This is a genomic window from Sinorhizobium alkalisoli, from assembly GCF_008932245.1.
In the GTDB taxonomy this organism is placed as follows: Bacteria; Pseudomonadota; Alphaproteobacteria; order Rhizobiales; family Rhizobiaceae; genus Sinorhizobium; species Sinorhizobium alkalisoli.
On the sequence record NZ_CP034909.1, the window covers coordinates 3,273,360 to 3,292,597 of the forward strand.

The following is a 19,238-nucleotide window of genomic DNA, read 5'->3' on the forward strand; positions in this document are numbered from 1 at the left end:
CACAGCATGAAGAAAAACAATAAGTTAGATCATCGAAGAAAAGGACTTGTTCGAGTATTCAAATCATGGCGTCAATCGCGCGACCACAGGAGGATGCCATGACCGCCCACATCAAGCCCAATGCTCCGGTTCTCGACAGCTACTGGATGCCCTTCACCGCCAACCGCCAGTTCAAGGCGGGACCCCGCCTGCTCGCATCGGCCGAAGGCATGCATTATACCAGCGTCGATGGCCGCAGGATCCTCGACGGTACTGCCGGCCTCTGGTGCGTCAATGCCGGCCACAGTCGTCGCCAGATCGCCGCGGCCGTCGAGCGCCAGCTGACGACGATGGACTATGCCCCCTCCTTCCAGATGGGCCATCCGATCGCCTTCGACTTTGCCGAGCGTCTCGCCGAAATTGCCCCGGGCGGTCCCGATGCCAGGCTAGACCGGATATTCTTCACCGGCTCAGGCTCGGAATCCGTGGACACGGCCTTGAAGATCGCGCTCGCCTATCAGCGCTCGATCGGCCAGGGCACGCGCACACGATTGATCGGCCGCGAGCGCGGCTATCACGGCGTCGGCTTCGGCGGCATTTCCGTCGGCGGCATCGTCAACAATCGCCGGGTCTTCCCGCAGCTTCCCGGTTCCGGTCATCTGCGTCACACCCATGATCCTGCCAGGAATGCCTTCGTCAAGGGCCAGCCGGAGCATGGCGCCGAACTCGCCGACGATCTCGAAAGGCTGGTGGCGCTGCATGGCGCCGAGACGATCGCCGCCTGCATCGTCGAGCCCGTCGCCGGTTCGACCGGCGTGCTGATCCCGCCGAAGGGCTATCTCGAAAGGCTGCGGGCGATCTGCGACAAACACTGCATCCTGTTGATCTTCGACGAGGTGATCACCGGCTTCGGCCGCCTCGGTGCCGCCTTCGCAACCGATTATTTCGGCGTGACGCCGGATATCGTCACCACCGCCAAGGGCCTCACCAATGGCGCGATCCCGATGGGGGCCGTCTTCGCCAGCCGTAAGGTGCACGACGCGCTGATGCATGGGCCGAAAGGCCAGATCGAGCTCTTTCACGGCTACACCTATTCCGGCCATCCGGCCGCCTGCGCCGCCGGCATCGCCACGCTTGACATCTATCGCGACGAAGGCCTGATGACGCGCGCCGCGGAACTGCAGGAGGACTGGCATTCGGCCATCCATTCGCTGAAAGGCCTGCCGAACGTCATCGACATCCGCACCATCGGCCTGATCGCCGGCATCGAGCTCACACCGCGCGACGGCGCGCCCGGCGCCCGCGCCTATGACGTCTTCGTCGACTGCTTCGAGAAGGGGCTGATGATCCGCGTCACCGGCGACATCATCGCCTTCTCGCCGCCGCTGATCGCCGAGAAGAGCCATATCGGCGAGATCGTCTCGATCCTCGGTGAGGCGCTGAAGCGGGCGAAGTAGTAGGATGGGCGACTCGGGAATGATCGCTGCGGGCGCTTAACCCCTCCCACCTGTGAGAGGGGCATTCACGCCATGCCTGAAGCGGCTCACCGTACCAAAATCGCCCGGAAATCATTGACATTCGTGCCCGTCGGCCCGGGCACGAACAGGTCTCCGCTCACCGAAAAGGCGGACCAGGCGTCGTGGCCGGCGAGATGGGCACGCGGGTCGATGCCTGCCGCGCGCATGCGGGCGATGCTCGCCCCATCGACAAAGGCACCGGCATTGTCTTCCGAGCCGTCGATGCCGTCCGTGTCGGCGGCAAGCGCATCGATCCCGGCAACGCCGTCGATGTCCAGCGCCAGCGACAGCAGAAGCTCGCTGTTGCGCCCGCCCTTGCCGTAGAGGTCGCCGGAAATGGTGACCGTGGTCTCGCCGCCGGAAAGCAGCACGACGGGTTTTGTAAACGGACGGTTCCGTGCGACCACCTCGCGCGCCAGCGCCGCATGCATGCGGCCGATGTCGCGCGCCTCGCCCTCGATCGCGTCCGAGAGAATGACCGCCTCGATGCCCGCCTCGCGGGCGCGCGCCGCAGCCGCCTCGAGCGACACGGCCGCGGAGGCGATCACATGGACCTCGTTGCCGGCAAAGGCACGGTCATCCGGGCTCGGCGCGCGGGCGGCATCGGAGGCGAGGTGCGCCATCACCCTCTCCGGCAAGGTCAGGGCGTATCGGGCAACGATAGCGCGCGCTTCCTCGAGGCTCGACCGGTCCGGCACCGTCGGCCCGGAGGCGACGAAGGCCGGGTTGTCGCCGGGGACGTCGGAAACGACGAGGCTGACGACCCGTGCCGGCGATGCCGCCAGGGCGAGCCGTCCGCCCTTGATGCGGGAAATATGTTTGCGGACGACGTTCATCGCCGAAATCGGCGCCCCGGAGGCAAGCAGCGCCCGGTGGACGGCGATCTCGTCCTCAAGCGTCAGGCCCTCGGGCGGCGCCGGCAATAGCGCCGAACCGCCGCCGGAGATCAGCGCCACCACGAGATCGTCTTCGGCCAGCCCTTCCACCCGTTCGATGAGCGCCGAAGAGGCGACGAGCCCTGCCTCGTCCGGCACCGGATGCGCCGATTGCAGCACCTTGATGCGCTTGCATGCCTCGATCGGTCCGTGCCGGGCGACGACAACGCCCTCGAGCGGACCGTCCCAGAGCCGCTCGAAGGCCGCCGCCATCTGGCTTGCCGCCTTGCCGGCGCCGACAACGATCGTCCGCCCCCTTGGTCGCGCCGGCAGATGCGCGCGGATGGCGGCCTCGGGATCCGCCGCCGTGACGGCGGCTTGGAAGAGGGCGGTCAGAAAGGAACGCGGCTCGATCAACGTCATCAAATCAAATCCGGGTTGGTTACGGGATAATGTCTCAGATCCTATTCGATCTAAGGATGAATTCGGCAGCAAGTTAAAGCGCTGCAGCGACCTTCGCGCGTCTGAACGAGACATTACAGCGCCGCGCGTCTTATGAGACGTGCAAAGGTCGCTGTAGCAATTTGAATTGCTGCATGTCTTTGCCCTTTAATCGACGTCGATTAAAGGAGACATGCAGTAGGCGCCGTAGCCCGAAAATGGAGACGACTCCGTCGCCGCGGCCCCGCCGCCCTCAGCGCAATTCGGCGCGAGCGCGCGGCCTGGTGTCGTTGCGCTCGTGCTGGAATACCGCCGGCGGCAGCGGCGGCAGCCCGCGGATGATGTCTGCCCCCTTCTCGCCCACCATGATCGTCGGGCCGTTGGTGTTGCAGGAGGGCACCCGCGGCATGACCGAGCTGTCGCAGACGCGAAGCCCCTCGATCCCACGGACCCGGAGCTCGGGATCGACGACGGCCAGGGCATCGGTCCCCATCTTGCAGGTGCCGACCGGGTGATGGTCGGTCTTGGCGTTGGCGCAGCCATAATCGAAGAGCTGCTGTTCGGTCCCGATCTCCGGCCCCGGCAGCCGTTCGGCCAGGACGAAAGGCTTGAGTGCGGGCTGCTGCATGATCTCGCGTGCGATCCTGAGGCCCTCGAGGGACATTTCGCGGTCGTGCGGATCCTCCCAGTAGTTTGGGTCGATCAGCGGTGCCGCGTTCGGATCGGCGGAGGAAAGCCGCACAGTGCCGCGCGAGCGCGGATGCAGATAGGCGGAATTGAGGGTGACGCCGGCATTCCTGAGCCGGGCGACGCCCGCCTCAATGCCCGAGCCGAGGCCGAGATGAAACTGGATATCCGGCGAGCGGGCGTCCGGGTCCGCATACCAGAAGCCGCCGGTCTCGAAGAGCGAAGAGGCGACGGGACCGGTGCGGAACAGCACATATTGCAGCCCGGCCCAAAGAGTGCGGTGCAGCTTCGCCACACTGTCATAGGTGTGGTCGCCGGTGCATTCTGAGATGACGAACAGGTCGAGGTGGTCCTGGAGATTGCCGCCGACGCCGGGGAGATCGTGCCGCACCTCAACGCCGACCGAGCGCAGGTGATCGGCCGGGCCGATGCCGGATTGCAGAAGCAGCTTCGGCGATCCGATAGCGCCCGAGGTGACGAGCACCTCGCGCTCGGCCCGGATGGTTTCGATGCCCTTGTCCATCAGGACTTCGACGCCGACTGCGCGCCGGCCTTCGAGCAGAACGCGAGCGACCCGGGCACCCGTGCGCACCGTCAGGTTCTTCCGTTCCTTGATCGGCGCCAGGTAGGCGAGCGAAGCCGAGGAGCGCCGGCGATTACGCTGGGTCAGTTGGTAGAAGCCGATCCCCGCCTGCCGGCTGCCATTGAAATCAGGATTGTAGGGGATGCCGAGCTCCTGGCCGGCGCGGATATAGGCCTCGCAGATCGGCAGCGCCGAGACCGGCATCGACACGCCGAGCGGCCCGCCATAGGCATGGTAATCGTCGGCAAAGCGCTCATTGTCCTCGGCGCGCTTGAAATAGGGGAGCACGCTGCGATAGTCCCAGCCGCTGCAACCGTCCTCGCTTGCCCAGCGATCGTAGTCGACCGCGTTGCCGCGCGTATAGAGCTGCGCATTGATCGACGAGCCGCCACCGATCACTTTCGCCTGGGTGTAGCGCAGCACTCTGCCGTTCATGTGCTTTTGCGGCACCGTTTGCCAGCCCCAACTCGCCACGCCCTTGGTCATCTTCGCAAAGCCCGCCGGCATGTGGAACAGCGGGTTCCAGTCGCCGCCGCCGGCCTCGAGGAGCAGCACCTTGACCGTCGGATCCTCGCTCAAGCGGTTGGCCAGCACGCAGCCGGCAGGTCCGGCACCAGTGATGATGTAGTCGTAGCGCATTCAATTCGTCCTCAAGCTCCGCGCTTGCCGCGCGCGATCATTTAGGTTCATTGCAGCTTGGCCGCTTGGCTGCCCCTCACAGCCGTCCGATCGACAACCCGCCATCCGCCTGGATCACCGAGCCGGTGGCGAAGCCGAACCTGCCGCTTGCGAGCCCGGCAACGATATTGCCGATATCGTCCGGCTCGCCCCAGCGCCGCATCGGCACCAGGCCGCCGGCAATCAGGCCGTCGTATTTGGCGGAAACCGTTGCCGTCATGTCGGAGCGGATGATGCCGGGGCGGACCTCGAAGACGGCGATGCCGGTCTCGGCAAGCCGCAGCGCCAGCCCCTGGCTGAAGGCGGCGAGTCCCGCCTTGCTCATGCAATAGTCGAGCCGTTCCGGCGAGCTCATCGCCGCCGACACCGAGGTTATGTTGACGATCGAACGCGGCGCGACGGCTTGCGCGGCAAGCATCGCCTTCACGACCGCCTGGGTGAAGAAGACGGTGCCACGCAGATTGACGCCGATGATCGCGTCGAAATTCTCAGGCCTCAAGTCGAGGAAATCGCCGCGCACGACGGAGGCGATGCCGGCATTGTTGACGAGGCAATCGATCCGGCCGAACGCATCGACCACTGCGTCGACGGTCGCGTGATGGGTTCCGATATCGGCGAGATCCGCCCGCAGGAAGATCGCGCGCGCCCCGAGCGCCTCGAGATCGGCAATCGCCGGGTCGACCCCCTCCGCATCGCCGATGCCGGTAATGGCGATGTCGAAGCCGCTTGCCGCCAGCGCGCGGGCGATGCCGAGCCCTATGCCGCGCCGGCCGCCGGTGACGATCGCGATCGGACGTGCCGCTTCCGTCATGACCGGATCTCCTCCCTGGCGATATGATCGGCGACGCGCAACGCCTGGGCGGCGACCGTCAGCGCCGGATTGACAGCCGCTGAAGTCGGCAGGAAGCCGGCATCGACGACGAAAAGATTGGGATGATCGAAGGCGCGGCAGTAGGTGTCGAGCGGCGCCTTTTCCGGATCATTACCGATCCGGACCGTTCCGCATTGATGCGATGGCGTGCGCTTGTCGAAGGCGCGCGCCAGCACGACCGGAAAACCTGCCTGCCGGAGCACGGCCTTGAGCTTGGCGACGAGCTTCAGATGCGCCTGCCAGTTGGTGCGCACCCATTGCAGGACGATGCGCTCGCCATCGACCGTGACCCGGCTTTCCGGCGACGGCAGGTCCTCGCTCATGGCGTAGAAGTCGATGGCGCGGGCTGAAACCCGGTCCAGCAGCCATTCCGGCGTCGAACGCAAATTCGCCTTGAGGATTGCGCCGGAGACGCGGCCGAGAAGCTGGATATTGCCCAGCGGCGGCCCGCCGCCGCCGTCCGACAGATAGAAATCATTGAGCCCGAAGGTCTTCTGGTAGACGGAATCGTTGCGGTACCAGGGACTGACCGCAATGACCGCGCTCGAATTGTGGTTCATGAAATTGCGGCCGACCTGGTCGGAGCGGTTGGCGAGACCGGCGGGATTGCGCTCGTCGGCCGAGCGCAACAGGAGCACGGCCGACTGGACGGCGCCCGCCGAAAGGACGACGATTTTCGGCGTCACCCGTTGCTCCGTACCGCCCTCTAGATAGTGCACCGTCTCGATCGCCTTGCCGTCGGGCGCGGTGGAAAGTCGGGTCACGCGCGATCCGGTCTGCAGCCGCACATTCGGAAATTCGAGCGCCTTCGCCAGCGCCGCGGTTTCGGCGTCCATCTTTCCGTCGAAACTGTTCGGATGTGCGTCCCAGGGCGTTTTGCCCTTGGCGAGCCAACGATCGATGTCGACCCCGAGCGGCAACGAATAGGGATGCAGGCCGAGCCCCCGCAAGCGCTCGCGCACCTTGGCGATTGCCGGCTCGTCCGGCACCGGCCGATGTGGATAGTCGTTCGAGTGCGGGGGCTCGGTCGGATCCTCGCCGAGGCACCCGCGCACCTGGTATAGCTCTTCGGCCTTCGCATACCACGGCTCGAGTTCCTCATATCGAAAAGGCCACGCCGGCGAGATGCCATCAAGATGGATCATCTCCTCGAAATCCTCACGTCGGTAGCGGGTGAGTACCGCACCGTAGAACTTCGAATTGCCGCCGACATTGTAGTAGTTTCCGGGATTGAAGCCGGGGCCGCCCGCCTCGTACCAAGTCTCCTTCGGTCGGAATCGGCCGCGCTGGAAGATCGCCCGCTGATCGCGGTTTTCCGGCCGGTCCTCGATATGGCCACCCGCTTCCAGGATGAGGATTTCCGCACCCGAAGGGGCAAGACCCGCCGCGACGGTGGCGCCGCCGATACCCGAACCGATGATGACGACATCCGGCTCTCTCACCGCGGCCGCGCTCATGCGATGCGATTCTCGCTCTCGGGATCGAAGAAGACCGCCTTGTCGAGATTGAAGGCAAGGCGCGACGTCTGGCCGGGGGCGATGCGGGCATCGGCCCGGAGCCGGGCGATGATCTCCTTGCCGCCGAGCCGGGTGACGGCAAAGGTGTCGGAGCCGGCCGGCTCGACCACTTCAATCAGGCAGTCGCCTTCGGCGACGAACTTCGCATTGCGGTCGGCGCCGTCCGGATCGGTCAGCGCCTCCGGACGGATACCGAAGACGACCTGTCTGCCGGCATAAGCGGACAGCGCGCCGTCATGCGGCACGGGAAGCCTCAGTGGTTCGGCATTCGGCCGCTCCAGCGCCACGGCGACCTGGGCGCCCTGGGTCTCGACGCGGACGCTCAGCAGGTTCATCGCTGGCGAGCCCATGAAATCGGCGACGAACATGTTGGCCGGGTTATTGTAGATCTCCGCCGGCGTGCCGAACTGCTGCAGCACGCCGTCCTTGAGCACCGCGATCTTGGTCGCAAGCGTCATCGCCTCGATCTGGTCATGCGTCACATAGACGATCGTCGTCTTCATGCGGCCGTGCAGGCGCTTGATCTCGGTGCGCATGTCGACGCGCAGCTTGGCATCGAGGTTCGACAGCGGCTCGTCGAAAAGGAAGACCTGCGGTTCGCGCACGAGCGCCCGTCCCATGGCGACGCGCTGACGCTGGCCGCCGGAGAGCTGGCTCGGCTTGCGGTCGAGCAGGTGGCCGATCTGCAGCATGTCGGCGACCTGCTTAATGGCCTTGTCGCGTTCCTCCTTCGGCACGCCACGGATCTCCATGCCGAAGGCAATGTTGCCGGCGACCGTCATGTTCGGATAGAGCGCGTAGGACTGGAACACCATGGCGATGTCGCGCTTCGACGGGTGCAGGCCCGAGACCGAGCGGCCGTTGATGGCGATGTCGCCGGAGCTGATCGGCTCCAGCCCCGCAATCGTGTTCAGAAGGGTCGACTTGCCGCAGCCGGAGGGGCCGACGAGCACGAGGAAGCCGCCCTCCTCGATCTCGAGGCTGATGTCCTTCAGGATCTCGAGCGAGCCGTAGGACTTGCGCAGGTTGCTGATCTTCAGGAATGACATGGGCTTATCCTTTCACGGCGCCGGACATCAGCCCGCGAACGAAGTAGCGGCCCGACACGATATAGACGATGAGCGTTGGCAGGGCGGCGAGGATCGCGCCGGCGAAGTGGACGTTGTATTCCTTGACCCCGGTCGAGGAGCTGACGAGATTGTTGAGCGCGACCGTCATCGGGGTCGAGAAGGGGCCGGAGAAGGAAGCGCCGAACAGGAAGTCGTTCCAGATATTGGTGAACTGCCAGATGACCGAGACGACGATGATCGGTCCGGAGGACGGCAGCATGATGCGCCGGAAGATCTGGAAGAAGCCGGCGCCGTCGATCTGCGCCGCACGCACCAGTTCGGTCGGAAACGCCTCGTAGTAATTGCGGAAATAGAGCGTCGTGAAGCCGATGCCGTAGACCACATGGACGAGGATCAGCCCGGAGATCGAGCCGGCAAGGCCGAGAATGCCGAGAATCCGCGCCATAGGGATCAGCACGATCTGGAACGGGATGAAGCAGGAAAGCAGCAGCATGCCGAAGAAGATGTTCGCGCCGGGGAAGCGCCACTTGGTCAGCACATAGCCGTTTAGCGCACCAATGATGGTCGAGATCGCCACGGCCGGAACGACCATCAGGATCGAGTTGATGAAGAACGGGCGAAGGCCGGTCGGCTGCACGCCGATCTGCGCCGTCGACCAGGCGGAAAGCCATGGCTCGATCGTCCAGGTCTCAGGCAGGTTCAGCATGCCGCCGCGGCGGATCTCGTCGAGCGGCTTCAGAGAGTTCACGACCATCACATAGAGCGGCAGCAGCGAGTAGAGCGCGAAGAGGACCAGCGCCAGGTATATCAGCGCCCGTGTCAGCCGGTTGTGCGAGATGACATTTTCTGGACTGGGAGCGCCCATCAGCGTTTTCCTCCCCGAACTTCGGAATAGAGATAGGGAATGATGATCGAGAAGATCATCACCATCATGATGATCGCCGACGAGGCGCCGATCGCCATCTGGTTGCGCGTGAAAGTGTAGGAATACATGAAGGTCGCCGGCAGTTCTGTCGCCTGGCCCGGCCCGCCGCCGGTGAGCGCTATGATGAGGTCGTAGGCCTTGATCGCGAGATGGGCGAGAACGACGAAGGCCGAGAGGAAGACCGGACGCATCAGCGGAATGATGATGCGCCGATAGATGGTCGGCGTCGTCGCCCCGTCGATCTGGGCGGCTTTGATGATCTCGTTGTCGACGCCGCGAAGGCCCGCCAGGAACATCGCCATGATGAAGCCGGTCGATTGCCAGACGGCGGCGATGACGACGCAATAGATCGCGAAGTTGCGGTCCTTGATCCAGTCGAATGAGAAACTCTCCCAGCCCCAGAGGTGCATGGTGTTCTCGAGCCCGATGCCGGGGTCGAGGAACCATTTCCAGGCCGTTCCCGTGACGATGAAGGAGAGCGCCATCGGGTAGAGATAGATCGGCCTGAGGAGCCCCTCCGCCCGGATCTTCTGGTCGAGCAGGATGGCGAGCGCCAGGCCCAGGATCGAGCAGATCGCGATGTAGAGGGTCGCGAAGATCGCCAGATTGCTGATCGCCCGCCACCAGTGTGGCAGGGCCCAGAGCCTCGAATAATTGCTCAAGCCGACGAAATCATAGGAGGGCAGCATGCGGCTGTTCGTCATCGACAGGAAGCCGGTATAGACGATGAAGCCGTAGACGAAGACCAGGACTATCAGAAAGCTGGGGGCAAGCACGAGCTTCGGCAGAAGCTCCTGCAGCCGGGCGCGGCTATCCATGTTCGTTACCACCGTTGACGCATTGTTTCGTTCAAACCGCCCGAATACCCCTCACCTGGCTCTCTCCTCCACTGTGCAGAGAGCACCGGGCATCAACCCGCGACCTGAGGGACACGAGGGCACTGGAGCTTGCCGCGGGTCCTTCTCCCCGCGCGCGGGGAGAAGGTGCCGGTCCACCCTCCGCAGCTGCTGCGGAGGACGGGCAGGCGGATGAGGGGCAGTGACCGCCCCTACTTCGCCGCCTCGACAGCCGAGACGAGCTCCTCGACCGCTTCCTCCGAGTTGATCTCGCCGTTGAAGTGACGGGTCACCACGTCATAGATGGCGTTCTTGACGGAGGCCGGATTGGCATGGCCATGCGCCATTGAGCCGTAAAGCGTGCCGTTCGCATTGGCCTCTGCAAGGTCCTTGATGCCTTTCTTGCCGCAGTCGTCGAAATCGGTGTCCGGAACGTCGGTGCGGGCTGGTACCGAACCCTTGACCACGTTGAAGGCTGACTGGAAGGTCGGGCTTTCGATCGCCGAGGCCATCGCCAGCTGCGCCGGGACCTTTTCTTCTGAGACCTTGAACATCGCGAACTGGTCGGAGTTGAAGGTGACCGAGCCTTGCGTTCCGGGGAAGCGGATGCAGACGAAGTCCTCGCCCGGCTTCTTGCCGGCCTTCAGGAACTCGCCCTTCGCCCAGTCGCCCATGAACTGCAGGCCGGCCTTGTCCTCGATCACCATCGACGAGGCGAGATTCCAGTCGCGGCCGGAGAAGTTGTCGTCCACATAGGAGCGGAGCTTCGTCATCCGGTCGAAAGCCTCCTTCATCTTGTCGCCGCCGAGTGCTGCCGGATCGAGGTCGATGAAGGCTTGCTTGTAGAAGTCGTTGCCGAGCGAGAGTACGACCGCGTCGAAGATCGTCGCGTCCTGCCAAGCCTGGCCGCCATGGGCAACGGGCGTGATGCCCTGCTCCTTGAAATTGTCGAGCAGTGCGATCAGCTCCTCCCAGGTCGTCGGCTCCTTGCCCCCGGCCTTGTCGAGCGCCGCCTTGTTGATCCACACCCAGTTGGTCGAATGGACGTTCACCGGAGCGGCGATCCAGTGGCCGTCATATTTCGAGAACTGCTGTAGCGCGCCCGGGATGACCTTCTCCCAGCCCTCCTTTGCGGCCACCTCGTCGAGATTGCCGAGCGCGCCTTCCTTGGCCCAGTCGAGAATGTCGAAGCCGAGCATCTGCACTGCCGTCGGCGCGTTTCCGGAGGTGACGCGCGCGCGCAATACCGTCATCGCCTCCGTGCCGCCGCCGCCGGCGACCGGCATGTCCGTCCAGCCGATGCCCTTGCTTTCCAGATCCTTCTTCAGAACGTCGAGTGCCGCCGCCTCGCCGCCGGACGTCCACCAGTGCAGCACTTCCACATTCTCGGCTGCACGCGCGGCGGTCGCCGCGAACATCAAAGCCGCAACCGCTGTCGTCGTCATCAACTTGCGCATCGTTTTCCTCCCGTTTGCAAGTTACCGAAGCGGGGAATCTCCGCCCGCCTACTCTTTCCTTGCCGCCCCCGCTCGTTTCCGGCGGGACGGCATCGCCCGCGGCTTCTGCCGCAAGCCTAATCAAGATGTTACACCCTTTCCCCGGTCAGGACGACTTCACCCTTAGCCGGACCATCTTCCAGCAGGCGTCTCCCCATCTAGCGCGGCATCCACCAGTTGGTACGCTCGCCGATATGCATGTTGAGCGTCTTCGTTTCCGTGTAGTCCTCGACCGCATGGCGCCCGAGTTCACGGCCGAGACCCGACTGCCGGTAGCCGCCGAAGGGCAGTTCCGCAGCGCCATCCATGAAGGTGTTCATCCAGACCGTACCGGCGCGCACCCGCCGCCCGACCGTCAGGCACGTATCGAAGCCACGGCTCCAGACAGCGGCCGAGAGCCCGTAATCGATCGAGTTGGCAATGCGGATCGCCTCTTCCATAGTCTCGAAAGTAAGCACCGAGAGGACCGGCCCGAAGACTTCCTCGCGCGCCACCGCCATGTCCGGCCGCACGGCCGAGAGGATGGTCGGCGCCATGAACTGCCCCATGCCGAGCTCGAGCGCCGCGCCGCCCCCGGCGACGGTGGCGCCATCATTCGCCGCGGCAGAAACATAGCCGGTAATCTTTTCCAGGTGTTCAGGCGTGATGATCGCTCCGACCTGAGTATCCGGGTCGAGGGGATCGCCGACCTTGACCTTGGCCGCGAGGCTGGCGATGCGTGCCGTCACCTCCTCGGCAATCTCGCGATGCAGGATCAGCCGCGAGCCGGCATTGCAGCATTCGCCTGCGTTGAAATAGGCGCCGAAAACGGCGGCATCGACGAATTCTTCGAGATTGGCGTCGGGGAAGACGATCTGCGGGTTCTTGCCGCCGAGCTCGAGCGAGACCTTCTTCAGCGTCTGGGCGGCATTGGCCATTGTGAGCCGGCCGACCCCCGTCGACCCGGTGAAGGAGACCATGTCGACTTCCGGATGGCTGGTGAGCGGCGCGCCCGCCTCCGGCCCGGTTCCGACGATGATGTTGACGACGCCGGCCGGCAAGCCGGCGGCCTCGAGGATTTCGCCGAGGACGAGCGTCGAGCCCGAGGTGAGTTCCGATGGCTTCACGACGGCGGTGCAGCCGGCCGCGAGCGCGAAGGGCAGTTTCTGGCTGACAATCAGGAAGGGGAAATTCCAGGGCGTGACGATCGAGACGACGCCGATTGCCTCGCGCAGCACGACGCCGAGCGTGCCGTCGCCGAGCGTGTTGTAGCTTTCGCCGGAAAGCTCGCGGGCGAGTGCCGCGGCATAGCGCCAGATGTCAGCCGCGCCCGCAAGCTCGCCCTTTGCCTGGCTGATCGGCTTGCCGGATTCGATCGCGTCGAGAAAGGCAAGCTCGTCTGCACGTGCGGCAATCATGTCGGCCGCACGCAGGAGGATCAGCGAACGCTCCGCCGCGGTCATGCGCGGCCAGGGACCGTCGTCGAAGGCGCGCCGTGCCGCGGCGATCGCCCGTTCCGCATCCGCCCGTGTCGCCGCCTGATAGCGGCTGACGACGACGCCGTGGCCGGGCGCGACGCGTTCAATCGTCCGGCCTTCGGCGCCCGCAACCCATTGGCCGTCGATCAGCATGCGGAATTCGCGCACCTTATAATCGCCGAGCCCCTTCGGCCGCACCAGAACCGTCATCACCATTCTCCCTTGAAACGGGCTTCGCGTTTCTCGCCGAAGGCGGCGATGCCTTCCTTGAGGTCGCCTGTCTTGGCGACGAGGATCGAGCCCAGCGCCTCGACCGCGGCGCCCTTGTCCTCGCCATTCGCCGAGGCAATCATCAGTTTCGACACTTCAAGCGCCGCGGGACCGCGGGAGGCCACACGCGCCCCATAGTCCCGCGCCTCCCGCATCACCGTTCCCGGTTCGACCACGAGATCGACCAGGCCCTCGGCCTTCGCCTCTTCGCCCGAGAACATCTCACCGCCGAGGACCATGCGCCGCACGATCTGCGCGCCAAATCGGGCGACGAGGCGCTGCGTGCCGGACCAGCCGGGCACCATTCCGAGGCTCGTCTCCGGCAGGCCGATCTTCACGTGTTTCTCGGCGATCCGGATATCCGCGGCCGCCGCGAGTTCCAGCCCGCCGCCGAGCGCATGGCCGTTGAGCGCCGCGATCACCGGCACGCGCAGCGTTGCCAGCCGCTCGAAGACCCGATGGCCAAAGCGTACCCAATCGTGGCCGAATGCCTGCGGCTCCATGGCGCCCCAGGCCTTTATGTCGCCGCCGGCAGAGAAGGCCTTGCCCTCGCCGGTCAAGATCGCGACGCGCACGGCACGATCCGCCTCGACCCTGTCGCAGGCGGCGGCGAGCGCCTTCAGCATGTCGAGGTCGAAGGCATTGAGCCTTTCCGGCCGCGCGATCGTCAGGATCGCAATCGCACCGTCGACTTCGACGCGAATCCGGTCGTCAGCCATCGGCGCCTCCCACAATCGTCCGCCGCGGCTTGGCCGGCAAGCTGAGCCCGATCGGCGCCTCCTGAAACAGCGCCGCATCCATAACCTTCAGCCCGTCGGAAACGAGAAGCGGAAATTCGGACTGCCCGAGAACATGCTCCTGAAGATCGACGCCCGGCGCAATCTCCGTGAGCATGATTCCTTCCGGCGTCAGCTTCATCACCGCGCGCTCGGTGACATAGGTCACGTCCTGCCCCTGCTCGATGGCCCGCCGGCCGGAGAAGGTGACATGCTCGACGCGATCGACGAGCTTCTTGAGCTTGCCTTCCTTCTCGATGACGAGCCGCCCGTCGGCGACCGCGAGCCGGGCGCCGGCATTGAACATGCCGGAAAAAACGATCTTTCTGGCACGCGCGGTGATGTCGACGAAGCCCCCTGCCCCCGCCGTCACATGCGGCCGGAAGCTGAGCTTCGAGACATTGACCGAGCCCGTTCGGTCGATTTCCAGGAAGGACAGCAGCGAAGCATCGAAGCCCGCCCCCTGGAAGTAGGTGAACTGATGCGGCGACGGCATGAACGCGTCGGCATTCGCGGCGCAGCCGAAGGCGAAATCGAGAAGCGGAACGCCGCCGACCGCGCCCTGCTCGATCACCCAGGTCACGGCCCCGTGCAACCCTTCTTCAAGGAGGATCCGCGGGACGTTGGCGGAGATGCCGAAGCCGAGATTGACGGCACTTCCGGCCTCGAGCTCCTGCGCGACGCGACGCGCGATCACCTTCTGAATGTTGAATTCCGGCAGGCGGAAGCTGTCGAGCGGGCGGAAGATCTCGCCGGAAATCGCCGGGTCGTAGAGCGTCTGCGTCGTCTGCTTCTGTTCGGGATCGACGACGATATAGTCGACGAGCACGCCGGGAACGCGCACGTCATGGGGCTTGAGCGAACCCTCCCTTGCGAGGCGCTTCACCTGGGCAATGACGATTCCACCATTGTTGCGGGCGGCAAGCGCCTGGTCGAGACCGCCGAGATAAGCGCCTTCATGTTCATAGGTGAGATTGCCGCGCTCGTCCGCCGTGGTCGCGCGGATGATCGCGACCTCAGGGGCGATCGCCTTGAAATAGAGCCAGTCCTCGCCCTCGAAGGAAATCTTCTTCACGACCGGCTCGGCGGCGGCCGCCGCATTCATGGCACAGCCTTCGCGCGACGGATCGACGAAGGTGTCGAGCCCGACCTTGGTCATCACCCCCGGTCGCCTGGCCGCCGCCTCGCGATGCATGTCGAAGAGGATGCCGGAGGGGATGTTATAGGCGGCGACGTCGTTGGCGCCGATCATCTGCCAGATCAGCGGCGGCTCCGCACTCGACGGCCCGGATGGGTAGGAGCCGCCAATGATCCGCTTGAGCAGATCCTTCCTGGCAATGTGGTCGACCCCCTTGATGCCGCTCATGTCGCCGGCGGCGATCGGATGCAGGGTTGTCAGATCCCGCGGGTGGCCGGTCGCGTCGAAGCGCTCGCCGATCGCCTTCAGCATCAGGTCCGGGCAGCCAAGCCCGCTCGAGGAGGAGACGGAAACGACCGCGCCGTCCGGAATGAGGGCCGCCGCTTCGGCCGGGCTGATGTGCTTGCTGGAAAGTGCTGGTGTCGACCGCATGCGCTCAAAGCCCCGTTTCGATCTGCACCGCCATGCCGCTGGCGGCGGACTTTGCAACCGCGAGGCCGGCCGCAAGCGACCAGACGCCGTCCTCGCCTGTCGCCGAAGGGCTGCCCTTCCCTTCGATGGCGGCATGAAAGGCCTGAAGCGCCGTCTCATAGAGATTGGAGTGGTCGAGCGGCAGGTCGAATTCACCGTCTTCATTGCGCAAAGTGACGGTGCCGACCGGGCGCTGCGTCATCACGTTGCGCCCGATGAGAGAGCCATCCGTGCCGTGGACCTCCAGGCCGGTCTCCGCATATTTCGTCGTGAAGGCGTCGTGGAACTGGGCGATGACGCCGGAGCGGAAGCGCAGGACGCCCATTACGCCGTCCTCGAGCCCCTCCTTGCTGAGACCAGCGCTGTGGCTGATCGCCACCGCCTCGATGGGGTCATCGTCGAGCACGAAGCGCAGCGTGTCGGCGTCATGGACGGTGATATCGAGGATGACGCCGCCGCCCGCCTCCGGTCTGTCGAGCCGCCAGCCCTGCAGATGTGGCGGCAGATAAACCGCGTGAAAGACGCGCGCCGCGATCGGCCTGCCGATCCGGCCGGCGGCGATCGCCTCGCGCATTGCGCGGTGGGTGGCCGCATTGCGCAGGTGGTGATTGGTGCCGAGCACGACGCCGGCCTCGCAGGCCTTCAGCACCATTTCGCAGGCGTCGTTGAGGGTGAGGGCCAGCGGCTTCTCGCAGAGCACGTGCTTGCCGGCTCGGATTGCTGCGAGCGCCTGCTCGCGATGCAATTCGTTGGTCGTCGAAATATAGACCGCCTGGATGTCCGGATCGCCGACCAGCTCATCGACGCTGGCGACCGACTTGGCGATGCCGTTTTCCTGGGCGTAAGTGGCGCCGCGTTCGGCGCTCGAACTCATCACCGAGACGACGTCGCCGCCGGCCGCACGGATGGCGCCGATCACCCACTCGCGCGCGATCGTGCTCGCGCCGATCAGTCCCCAGCCAATCATGGCGAAACCTCCTTTACCTTGTGGTCGATCGGCGCACCGCAGCTTTGGCGGACGACGAGCCGCACCGGACTGACGATCGCTTGCGCGTCCGCTTGGCCCGCACCGATCTGCTTCAACAGCAATTCCGCCGCACGCTCGCCCATGCCCTGCGGATCGACCGAGACCGTGGTCAGCGCCGGCACCGCCGTCTTCGCCTCGATGACGTCGTCGAAACCGATCACGGCGAAATCCGCGCCCGGCTCGAGCCGCCGCGCTCTGAGCCCGTCGCAGACGCCGAAGGCGACCGCGTCATTGAAGCAGAGTGCAGCCGTCGGCCGCTCCTTCAGCATCATCGCCTGTTCGATGGCGGTGACCCCGCCGGCGCGCGACGGCGCCGAACCGATGACGAGTTCCTCCGGCACATCCAATCCCGCCTCGCCAAGGGCATCGCGGTAGCCGCGCATGCGCGCCTCGAAGACGGCCGTATCGGCAAAGCCGCCGAGAAAGGCGATGCGGCGGTGACCGCGCTCGACCAGATGGCGGACTGCCGCAACGGCGCCAGCATGATTGTCGGAGGTCAGCGACGAAACCCCGGCGCCCGCAATGTCGCGAACGACGAGCACGACGGGAATGCCGCTGGCGACGAGCGGTGCGAGATCGGCGGCCGTCGTGCCTCGAGACGGCGAAATGATCAAACCGGAGACGCCATGCTCGCGCATCGAGGCGACGACCTCGCGTTGGCGTTCAATTTTCTCTCCAGTGTTGGCAAGGAACTGCACGAAGCCCGCGGACTGCACGACCGAATCGACTCCGACGGCAAGCTCCGCAAAGAAGCTGTTGGTGAGATCATTGACGACGATGCCGATGATCTTCGATTTCGCCTGGCGCAGATTGGCGGCGCTGCGATTGTAGACATAGCCGAGTTCGCGAATGGTGGCATTCACCTTCGCTCGCGTCACTTCATTGACGAGCGGGCTGCCCTGCAAGACGAGCGACACGGTCGACTTCGACACACCGGCGGCGCGCGCAATGTCGACGACCGTCACCCGCTCCCTTGCCATGAATGCCTCCTCACCAGTTTTTCATTTCTGGATGCTACATAATTGGATCGTTCCAATGTCGTCAAGGGGGATTCGTTCACATTTTTTTACCGGCGATGGAGTCGCTAAGGCGGTTGCGCCATGGGCTAAGGGGAAGGCATTGATCAATAAAGACTTGCAATTTCATAGGTTTGCTCTCTGGCCCAGCCGCGAAGCGCCGCCTGGGCCGGCACAAGAACCATGACGCGATCCCGCGCAGGCTCGAATTTTCTACCTTGTCTTTTGGAACGATCTAAATTACTCCTTCCGCAAACCTGAGGAGGATCAATGCCGATGACCAGCCTGCTGCTGCCGAACCGGGACGGCTCGCTTGAAGAATACCGGCTGCGCGGAACGCCGATCGCCCGACCCGCGGCGGCACCAAGCTTCAGCCGCATCGCCTATGCGGCCGCCCATGTCGTCTCCGATCCGCTCGCGGACGCCGATCCCTGGGGGCATCCGGCGATCGATTGGGAGGCGACCATGGCCTTCCGCCGTCACCTCTGGAGCCTCGGCTTCAAGATCGCCGAGGCGATGGATACCGCCCAGCGCGGCATGGGGCTTTCCTGGGCGGGCGCGCAGGAGCTGATCCGCCGTTCGCTTGCGGAGGCGCGCGGCGTCCCCGGCGCCGACCTTGCCTGCGGCGCCGGCACGGACCAGCTCTCCCCCGCGGAGGCGCGCTCCGTCGAGGACGTCATCGCGTCCTACGAGGAGCAGATCGGCTTCGTCGAGGCCGAGGGCGGGCGGGCGATCATGATGGCGAGCCGGGCGCTCGCCAGCGTCGCGCGCTCCGCAGACGACTACCGCCACGTCTACGGCCGCATCCTGTCCCAGGCGAGGGACAAGGTGGTGCTGCATTGGCTGGGCGACATGTTCGACCCGCAGCTCGAGGGCTATTGGGGCTCGACGAATTTCGAGGAGGCGCTGGAAACGGTGCTCTCCATCATTCGCGAGAACAGCGCCAAAGTCGAAGGAATCAAGATTTCGCTGCTCGACAATCGCAAGGAAGTAAAGCTTCGCAACGGCCTGCCGGAGGGCGTGCTCTGCTTCACCGGCGACGACTTCAATTATGCGGAACTGATCGAGGGTGACGGCGAGAAATGCAGCCACGCCCTGCTCGGCATCTTCGACGCCGTCGCGCCCTCGGCCTCAAAGGCCCTTGCAGCGCTTGCGGCCGGCGATCTCGCGACCTTCCGCGGCGTGATCGCGCCGACCGTACCGTTGTCGCGCAAGATCTTCGAGGCGCCGACGCAATATTACAAGGCCGGCGTCGTGTTTCTGGCCTGGCTCAACGGCCACCAGCGCCATTTCACCATGCCGGCCGGCCTGCAATCCGCCCGCGGTGTGCTGCACTATGCGGATATCTTCCGCCTCGCCGACCAGGCCAACGTGCTCGACCAGCCAGAACTCGCGGTGGGGAGAATGCGCCATCTGCTTGCGGTGCTGGGGGTGGAGCAGGGGGTATAGCGCGCGGGGGCCAGCGTATGGCCCTACACGCCGGCTCCTACAGTGGGATACACCCTCCCCAATTCTTCCCCTCAGGTGGGAGGGGCTTGGAGTCCGCGGCGATCGCCTGCGATCCCCATTACCCTTAGCGTCTGTCGCAACAGGCGAGATTTGGGGAAA

General features: G+C 64.9%; 15 protein-coding genes. 2 read left to right on the plus strand and 13 right to left on the minus strand.

Annotation, left to right across the window (positions count from 1 at the left end; translation table 11 throughout):
- Positions 1 to 98 precede the first annotated feature (98 nt).
- Positions 99 to 1,436, plus strand: coding sequence for an omega-aminotransferase AptA (aptA, locus tag EKH55_RS15685; RefSeq protein WP_151611785.1), 1,338 nt, complete (start codon positions 99 to 101; stop codon positions 1,434 to 1,436).
- Between the two features lie 86 nt (positions 1,437 to 1,522).
- Here the strand turns inward: aptA and EKH55_RS15690 are convergent, their stop codons facing one another.
- The 13 genes from EKH55_RS15690 to EKH55_RS15750 all read right to left on the minus strand — a co-directional run bounded on the left by EKH55_RS15690 (position 1,523) and on the right by EKH55_RS15750 (position 17,594).
- Positions 1,523 to 2,794, minus strand: coding sequence for a glycerate kinase type-2 family protein (locus tag EKH55_RS15690; protein WP_069458840.1), 1,272 nt, complete (start codon positions 2,792 to 2,794; stop codon positions 1,523 to 1,525).
- 271 nt (positions 2,795 to 3,065) lie between these two features.
- Entirely contained in the window at positions 3,066 to 4,721 is a 1,656-nt protein-coding gene (locus EKH55_RS15695; protein WP_151611786.1) for a GMC family oxidoreductase, read from the minus strand.
- A 76-nt stretch (positions 4,722 to 4,797) separates the two neighbouring features.
- Complete coding sequence (locus EKH55_RS15700) at positions 4,798 to 5,571, minus strand: 3-ketoacyl-ACP reductase (protein ID WP_069458842.1); 774 nt, start codon at positions 5,569 to 5,571, stop codon at positions 4,798 to 4,800.
- Entirely contained in the window at positions 5,568 to 7,088 is a 1,521-nt protein-coding gene (locus EKH55_RS15705) for a GMC oxidoreductase (protein WP_151611787.1), read from the minus strand. Before EKH55_RS15705 ends, EKH55_RS15700 begins: the two co-directional genes overlap by 4 nt.
- Positions 7,085 to 8,197 (minus strand): ABC transporter ATP-binding protein, encoded by a 1,113-nt coding sequence (locus tag EKH55_RS15710; RefSeq protein WP_069458844.1) that lies wholly within the window; start codon positions 8,195 to 8,197, stop codon positions 7,085 to 7,087. The genes EKH55_RS15705 and EKH55_RS15710 overlap by 4 nt, the downstream gene beginning before the upstream one ends.
- A gap of 4 nt (positions 8,198 to 8,201) precedes the next feature.
- Entirely contained in the window at positions 8,202 to 9,083 is an 882-nt protein-coding gene (locus EKH55_RS15715; protein WP_151611788.1) for a carbohydrate ABC transporter permease, read from the minus strand.
- Complete coding sequence (locus EKH55_RS15720; protein ID WP_069458846.1) at positions 9,083 to 9,961, minus strand: carbohydrate ABC transporter permease; 879 nt, start codon at positions 9,959 to 9,961, stop codon at positions 9,083 to 9,085. Before EKH55_RS15720 ends, EKH55_RS15715 begins: the two co-directional genes overlap by 1 nt.
- A 230-nt stretch (positions 9,962 to 10,191) precedes the next feature.
- Positions 10,192 to 11,436 carry an ABC transporter substrate-binding protein gene (locus EKH55_RS15725; protein WP_069458847.1) on the minus strand — a complete coding sequence of 415 codons (1,245 nt, stop codon included), beginning with the start codon at positions 11,434 to 11,436 and terminating at the stop codon, positions 10,192 to 10,194.
- A gap of 197 nt (positions 11,437 to 11,633) precedes the next feature.
- Entirely contained in the window at positions 11,634 to 13,142 is a 1,509-nt protein-coding gene (locus EKH55_RS15730) for an aldehyde dehydrogenase family protein (RefSeq protein ID WP_151611789.1), read from the minus strand.
- On the minus strand, positions 13,142 to 13,921 hold the full coding sequence (locus tag EKH55_RS15735) for an enoyl-CoA hydratase/isomerase family protein (RefSeq protein WP_069458849.1): 780 nt from the start codon (positions 13,919 to 13,921) through the stop codon (positions 13,142 to 13,144). Before EKH55_RS15735 ends, EKH55_RS15730 begins: the two co-directional genes overlap by 1 nt.
- A complete protein-coding gene (locus EKH55_RS15740) occupies positions 13,914 to 15,548 on the minus strand; it encodes an acyl CoA:acetate/3-ketoacid CoA transferase (protein WP_069458850.1) in 1,635 nt (544 codons plus the stop codon). Before EKH55_RS15740 ends, EKH55_RS15735 begins: the two co-directional genes overlap by 8 nt.
- Before the next feature lie 4 nt (positions 15,549 to 15,552).
- Positions 15,553 to 16,554 (minus strand): Gfo/Idh/MocA family protein, encoded by a 1,002-nt coding sequence (locus EKH55_RS15745; RefSeq protein WP_151611790.1) that lies wholly within the window; start codon positions 16,552 to 16,554, stop codon positions 15,553 to 15,555.
- Positions 16,551 to 17,594 (minus strand): LacI family DNA-binding transcriptional regulator, encoded by a 1,044-nt coding sequence (locus EKH55_RS15750; RefSeq protein WP_151611791.1) that lies wholly within the window; start codon positions 17,592 to 17,594, stop codon positions 16,551 to 16,553. The genes EKH55_RS15745 and EKH55_RS15750 overlap by 4 nt, the downstream gene beginning before the upstream one ends.
- 312 nt (positions 17,595 to 17,906) lie before the next feature.
- Here EKH55_RS15750 and EKH55_RS15755 point away from each other — a divergent pair, with 312 nt between their 5' ends.
- Positions 17,907 to 19,079 carry a dihydrodipicolinate synthase family protein gene (locus tag EKH55_RS15755; protein WP_069458981.1) on the plus strand — a complete coding sequence of 391 codons (1,173 nt, stop codon included), beginning with the start codon at positions 17,907 to 17,909 and terminating at the stop codon, positions 19,077 to 19,079.
- Positions 19,080 to 19,238: the final 159 nt, after the last annotated feature.

Excerpts from the sequence above, each read along its gene's own strand:
- aptA (WP_151611785.1), top strand. The coding sequence starts at position 99 with ATGACCGCCCACATCAAGCCCAATGCTCCGGTTCTCGACAGCTACTGG.
- EKH55_RS15745 (WP_151611790.1), bottom strand. The coding sequence starts at position 16,554 with ATGATTGGCTGGGGACTGATCGGCGCGAGCACGATCGCGCGCGAGTGG.
- EKH55_RS15750 (WP_151611791.1), bottom strand. The coding sequence starts at position 17,594 with ATGGCAAGGGAGCGGGTGACGGTCGTCGACATTGCGCGCGCCGCCGGT.
- EKH55_RS15735 (WP_069458849.1), bottom strand. The coding sequence starts at position 13,921 with ATGGCTGACGACCGGATTCGCGTCGAAGTCGACGGTGCGATTGCGATC.
- EKH55_RS15705 (WP_151611787.1), bottom strand. The coding sequence starts at position 7,088 with ATGAGCGCGGCCGCGGTGAGAGAGCCGGATGTCGTCATCATCGGTTCG.
- EKH55_RS15755 (WP_069458981.1), top strand. The coding sequence starts at position 17,907 with ATGACCAGCCTGCTGCTGCCGAACCGGGACGGCTCGCTTGAAGAATAC.
- EKH55_RS15730 (WP_151611789.1), bottom strand. The coding sequence starts at position 13,142 with ATGACGGTTCTGGTGCGGCCGAAGGGGCTCGGCGATTATAAGGTGCGC.
- EKH55_RS15695 (WP_151611786.1), bottom strand. The coding sequence starts at position 4,721 with ATGCGCTACGACTACATCATCACTGGTGCCGGACCTGCCGGCTGCGTG.
- EKH55_RS15725 (WP_069458847.1), bottom strand. The coding sequence starts at position 11,436 with ATGCGCAAGTTGATGACGACGACAGCGGTTGCGGCTTTGATGTTCGCG.
- EKH55_RS15740 (WP_069458850.1), bottom strand. The coding sequence starts at position 15,548 with ATGCGGTCGACACCAGCACTTTCCAGCAAGCACATCAGCCCGGCCGAA.
- EKH55_RS15700 (WP_069458842.1), bottom strand. The coding sequence starts at position 5,571 with ATGACGGAAGCGGCACGTCCGATCGCGATCGTCACCGGCGGCCGGCGC.
- EKH55_RS15715 (WP_151611788.1), bottom strand. The coding sequence starts at position 9,083 with ATGGGCGCTCCCAGTCCAGAAAATGTCATCTCGCACAACCGGCTGACA.
- EKH55_RS15690 (WP_069458840.1), bottom strand. The coding sequence starts at position 2,794 with ATGACGTTGATCGAGCCGCGTTCCTTTCTGACCGCCCTCTTCCAAGCC.
- EKH55_RS15720 (WP_069458846.1), bottom strand. The coding sequence starts at position 9,961 with ATGGATAGCCGCGCCCGGCTGCAGGAGCTTCTGCCGAAGCTCGTGCTT.
- EKH55_RS15710 (WP_069458844.1), bottom strand. The coding sequence starts at position 8,197 with ATGTCATTCCTGAAGATCAGCAACCTGCGCAAGTCCTACGGCTCGCTC.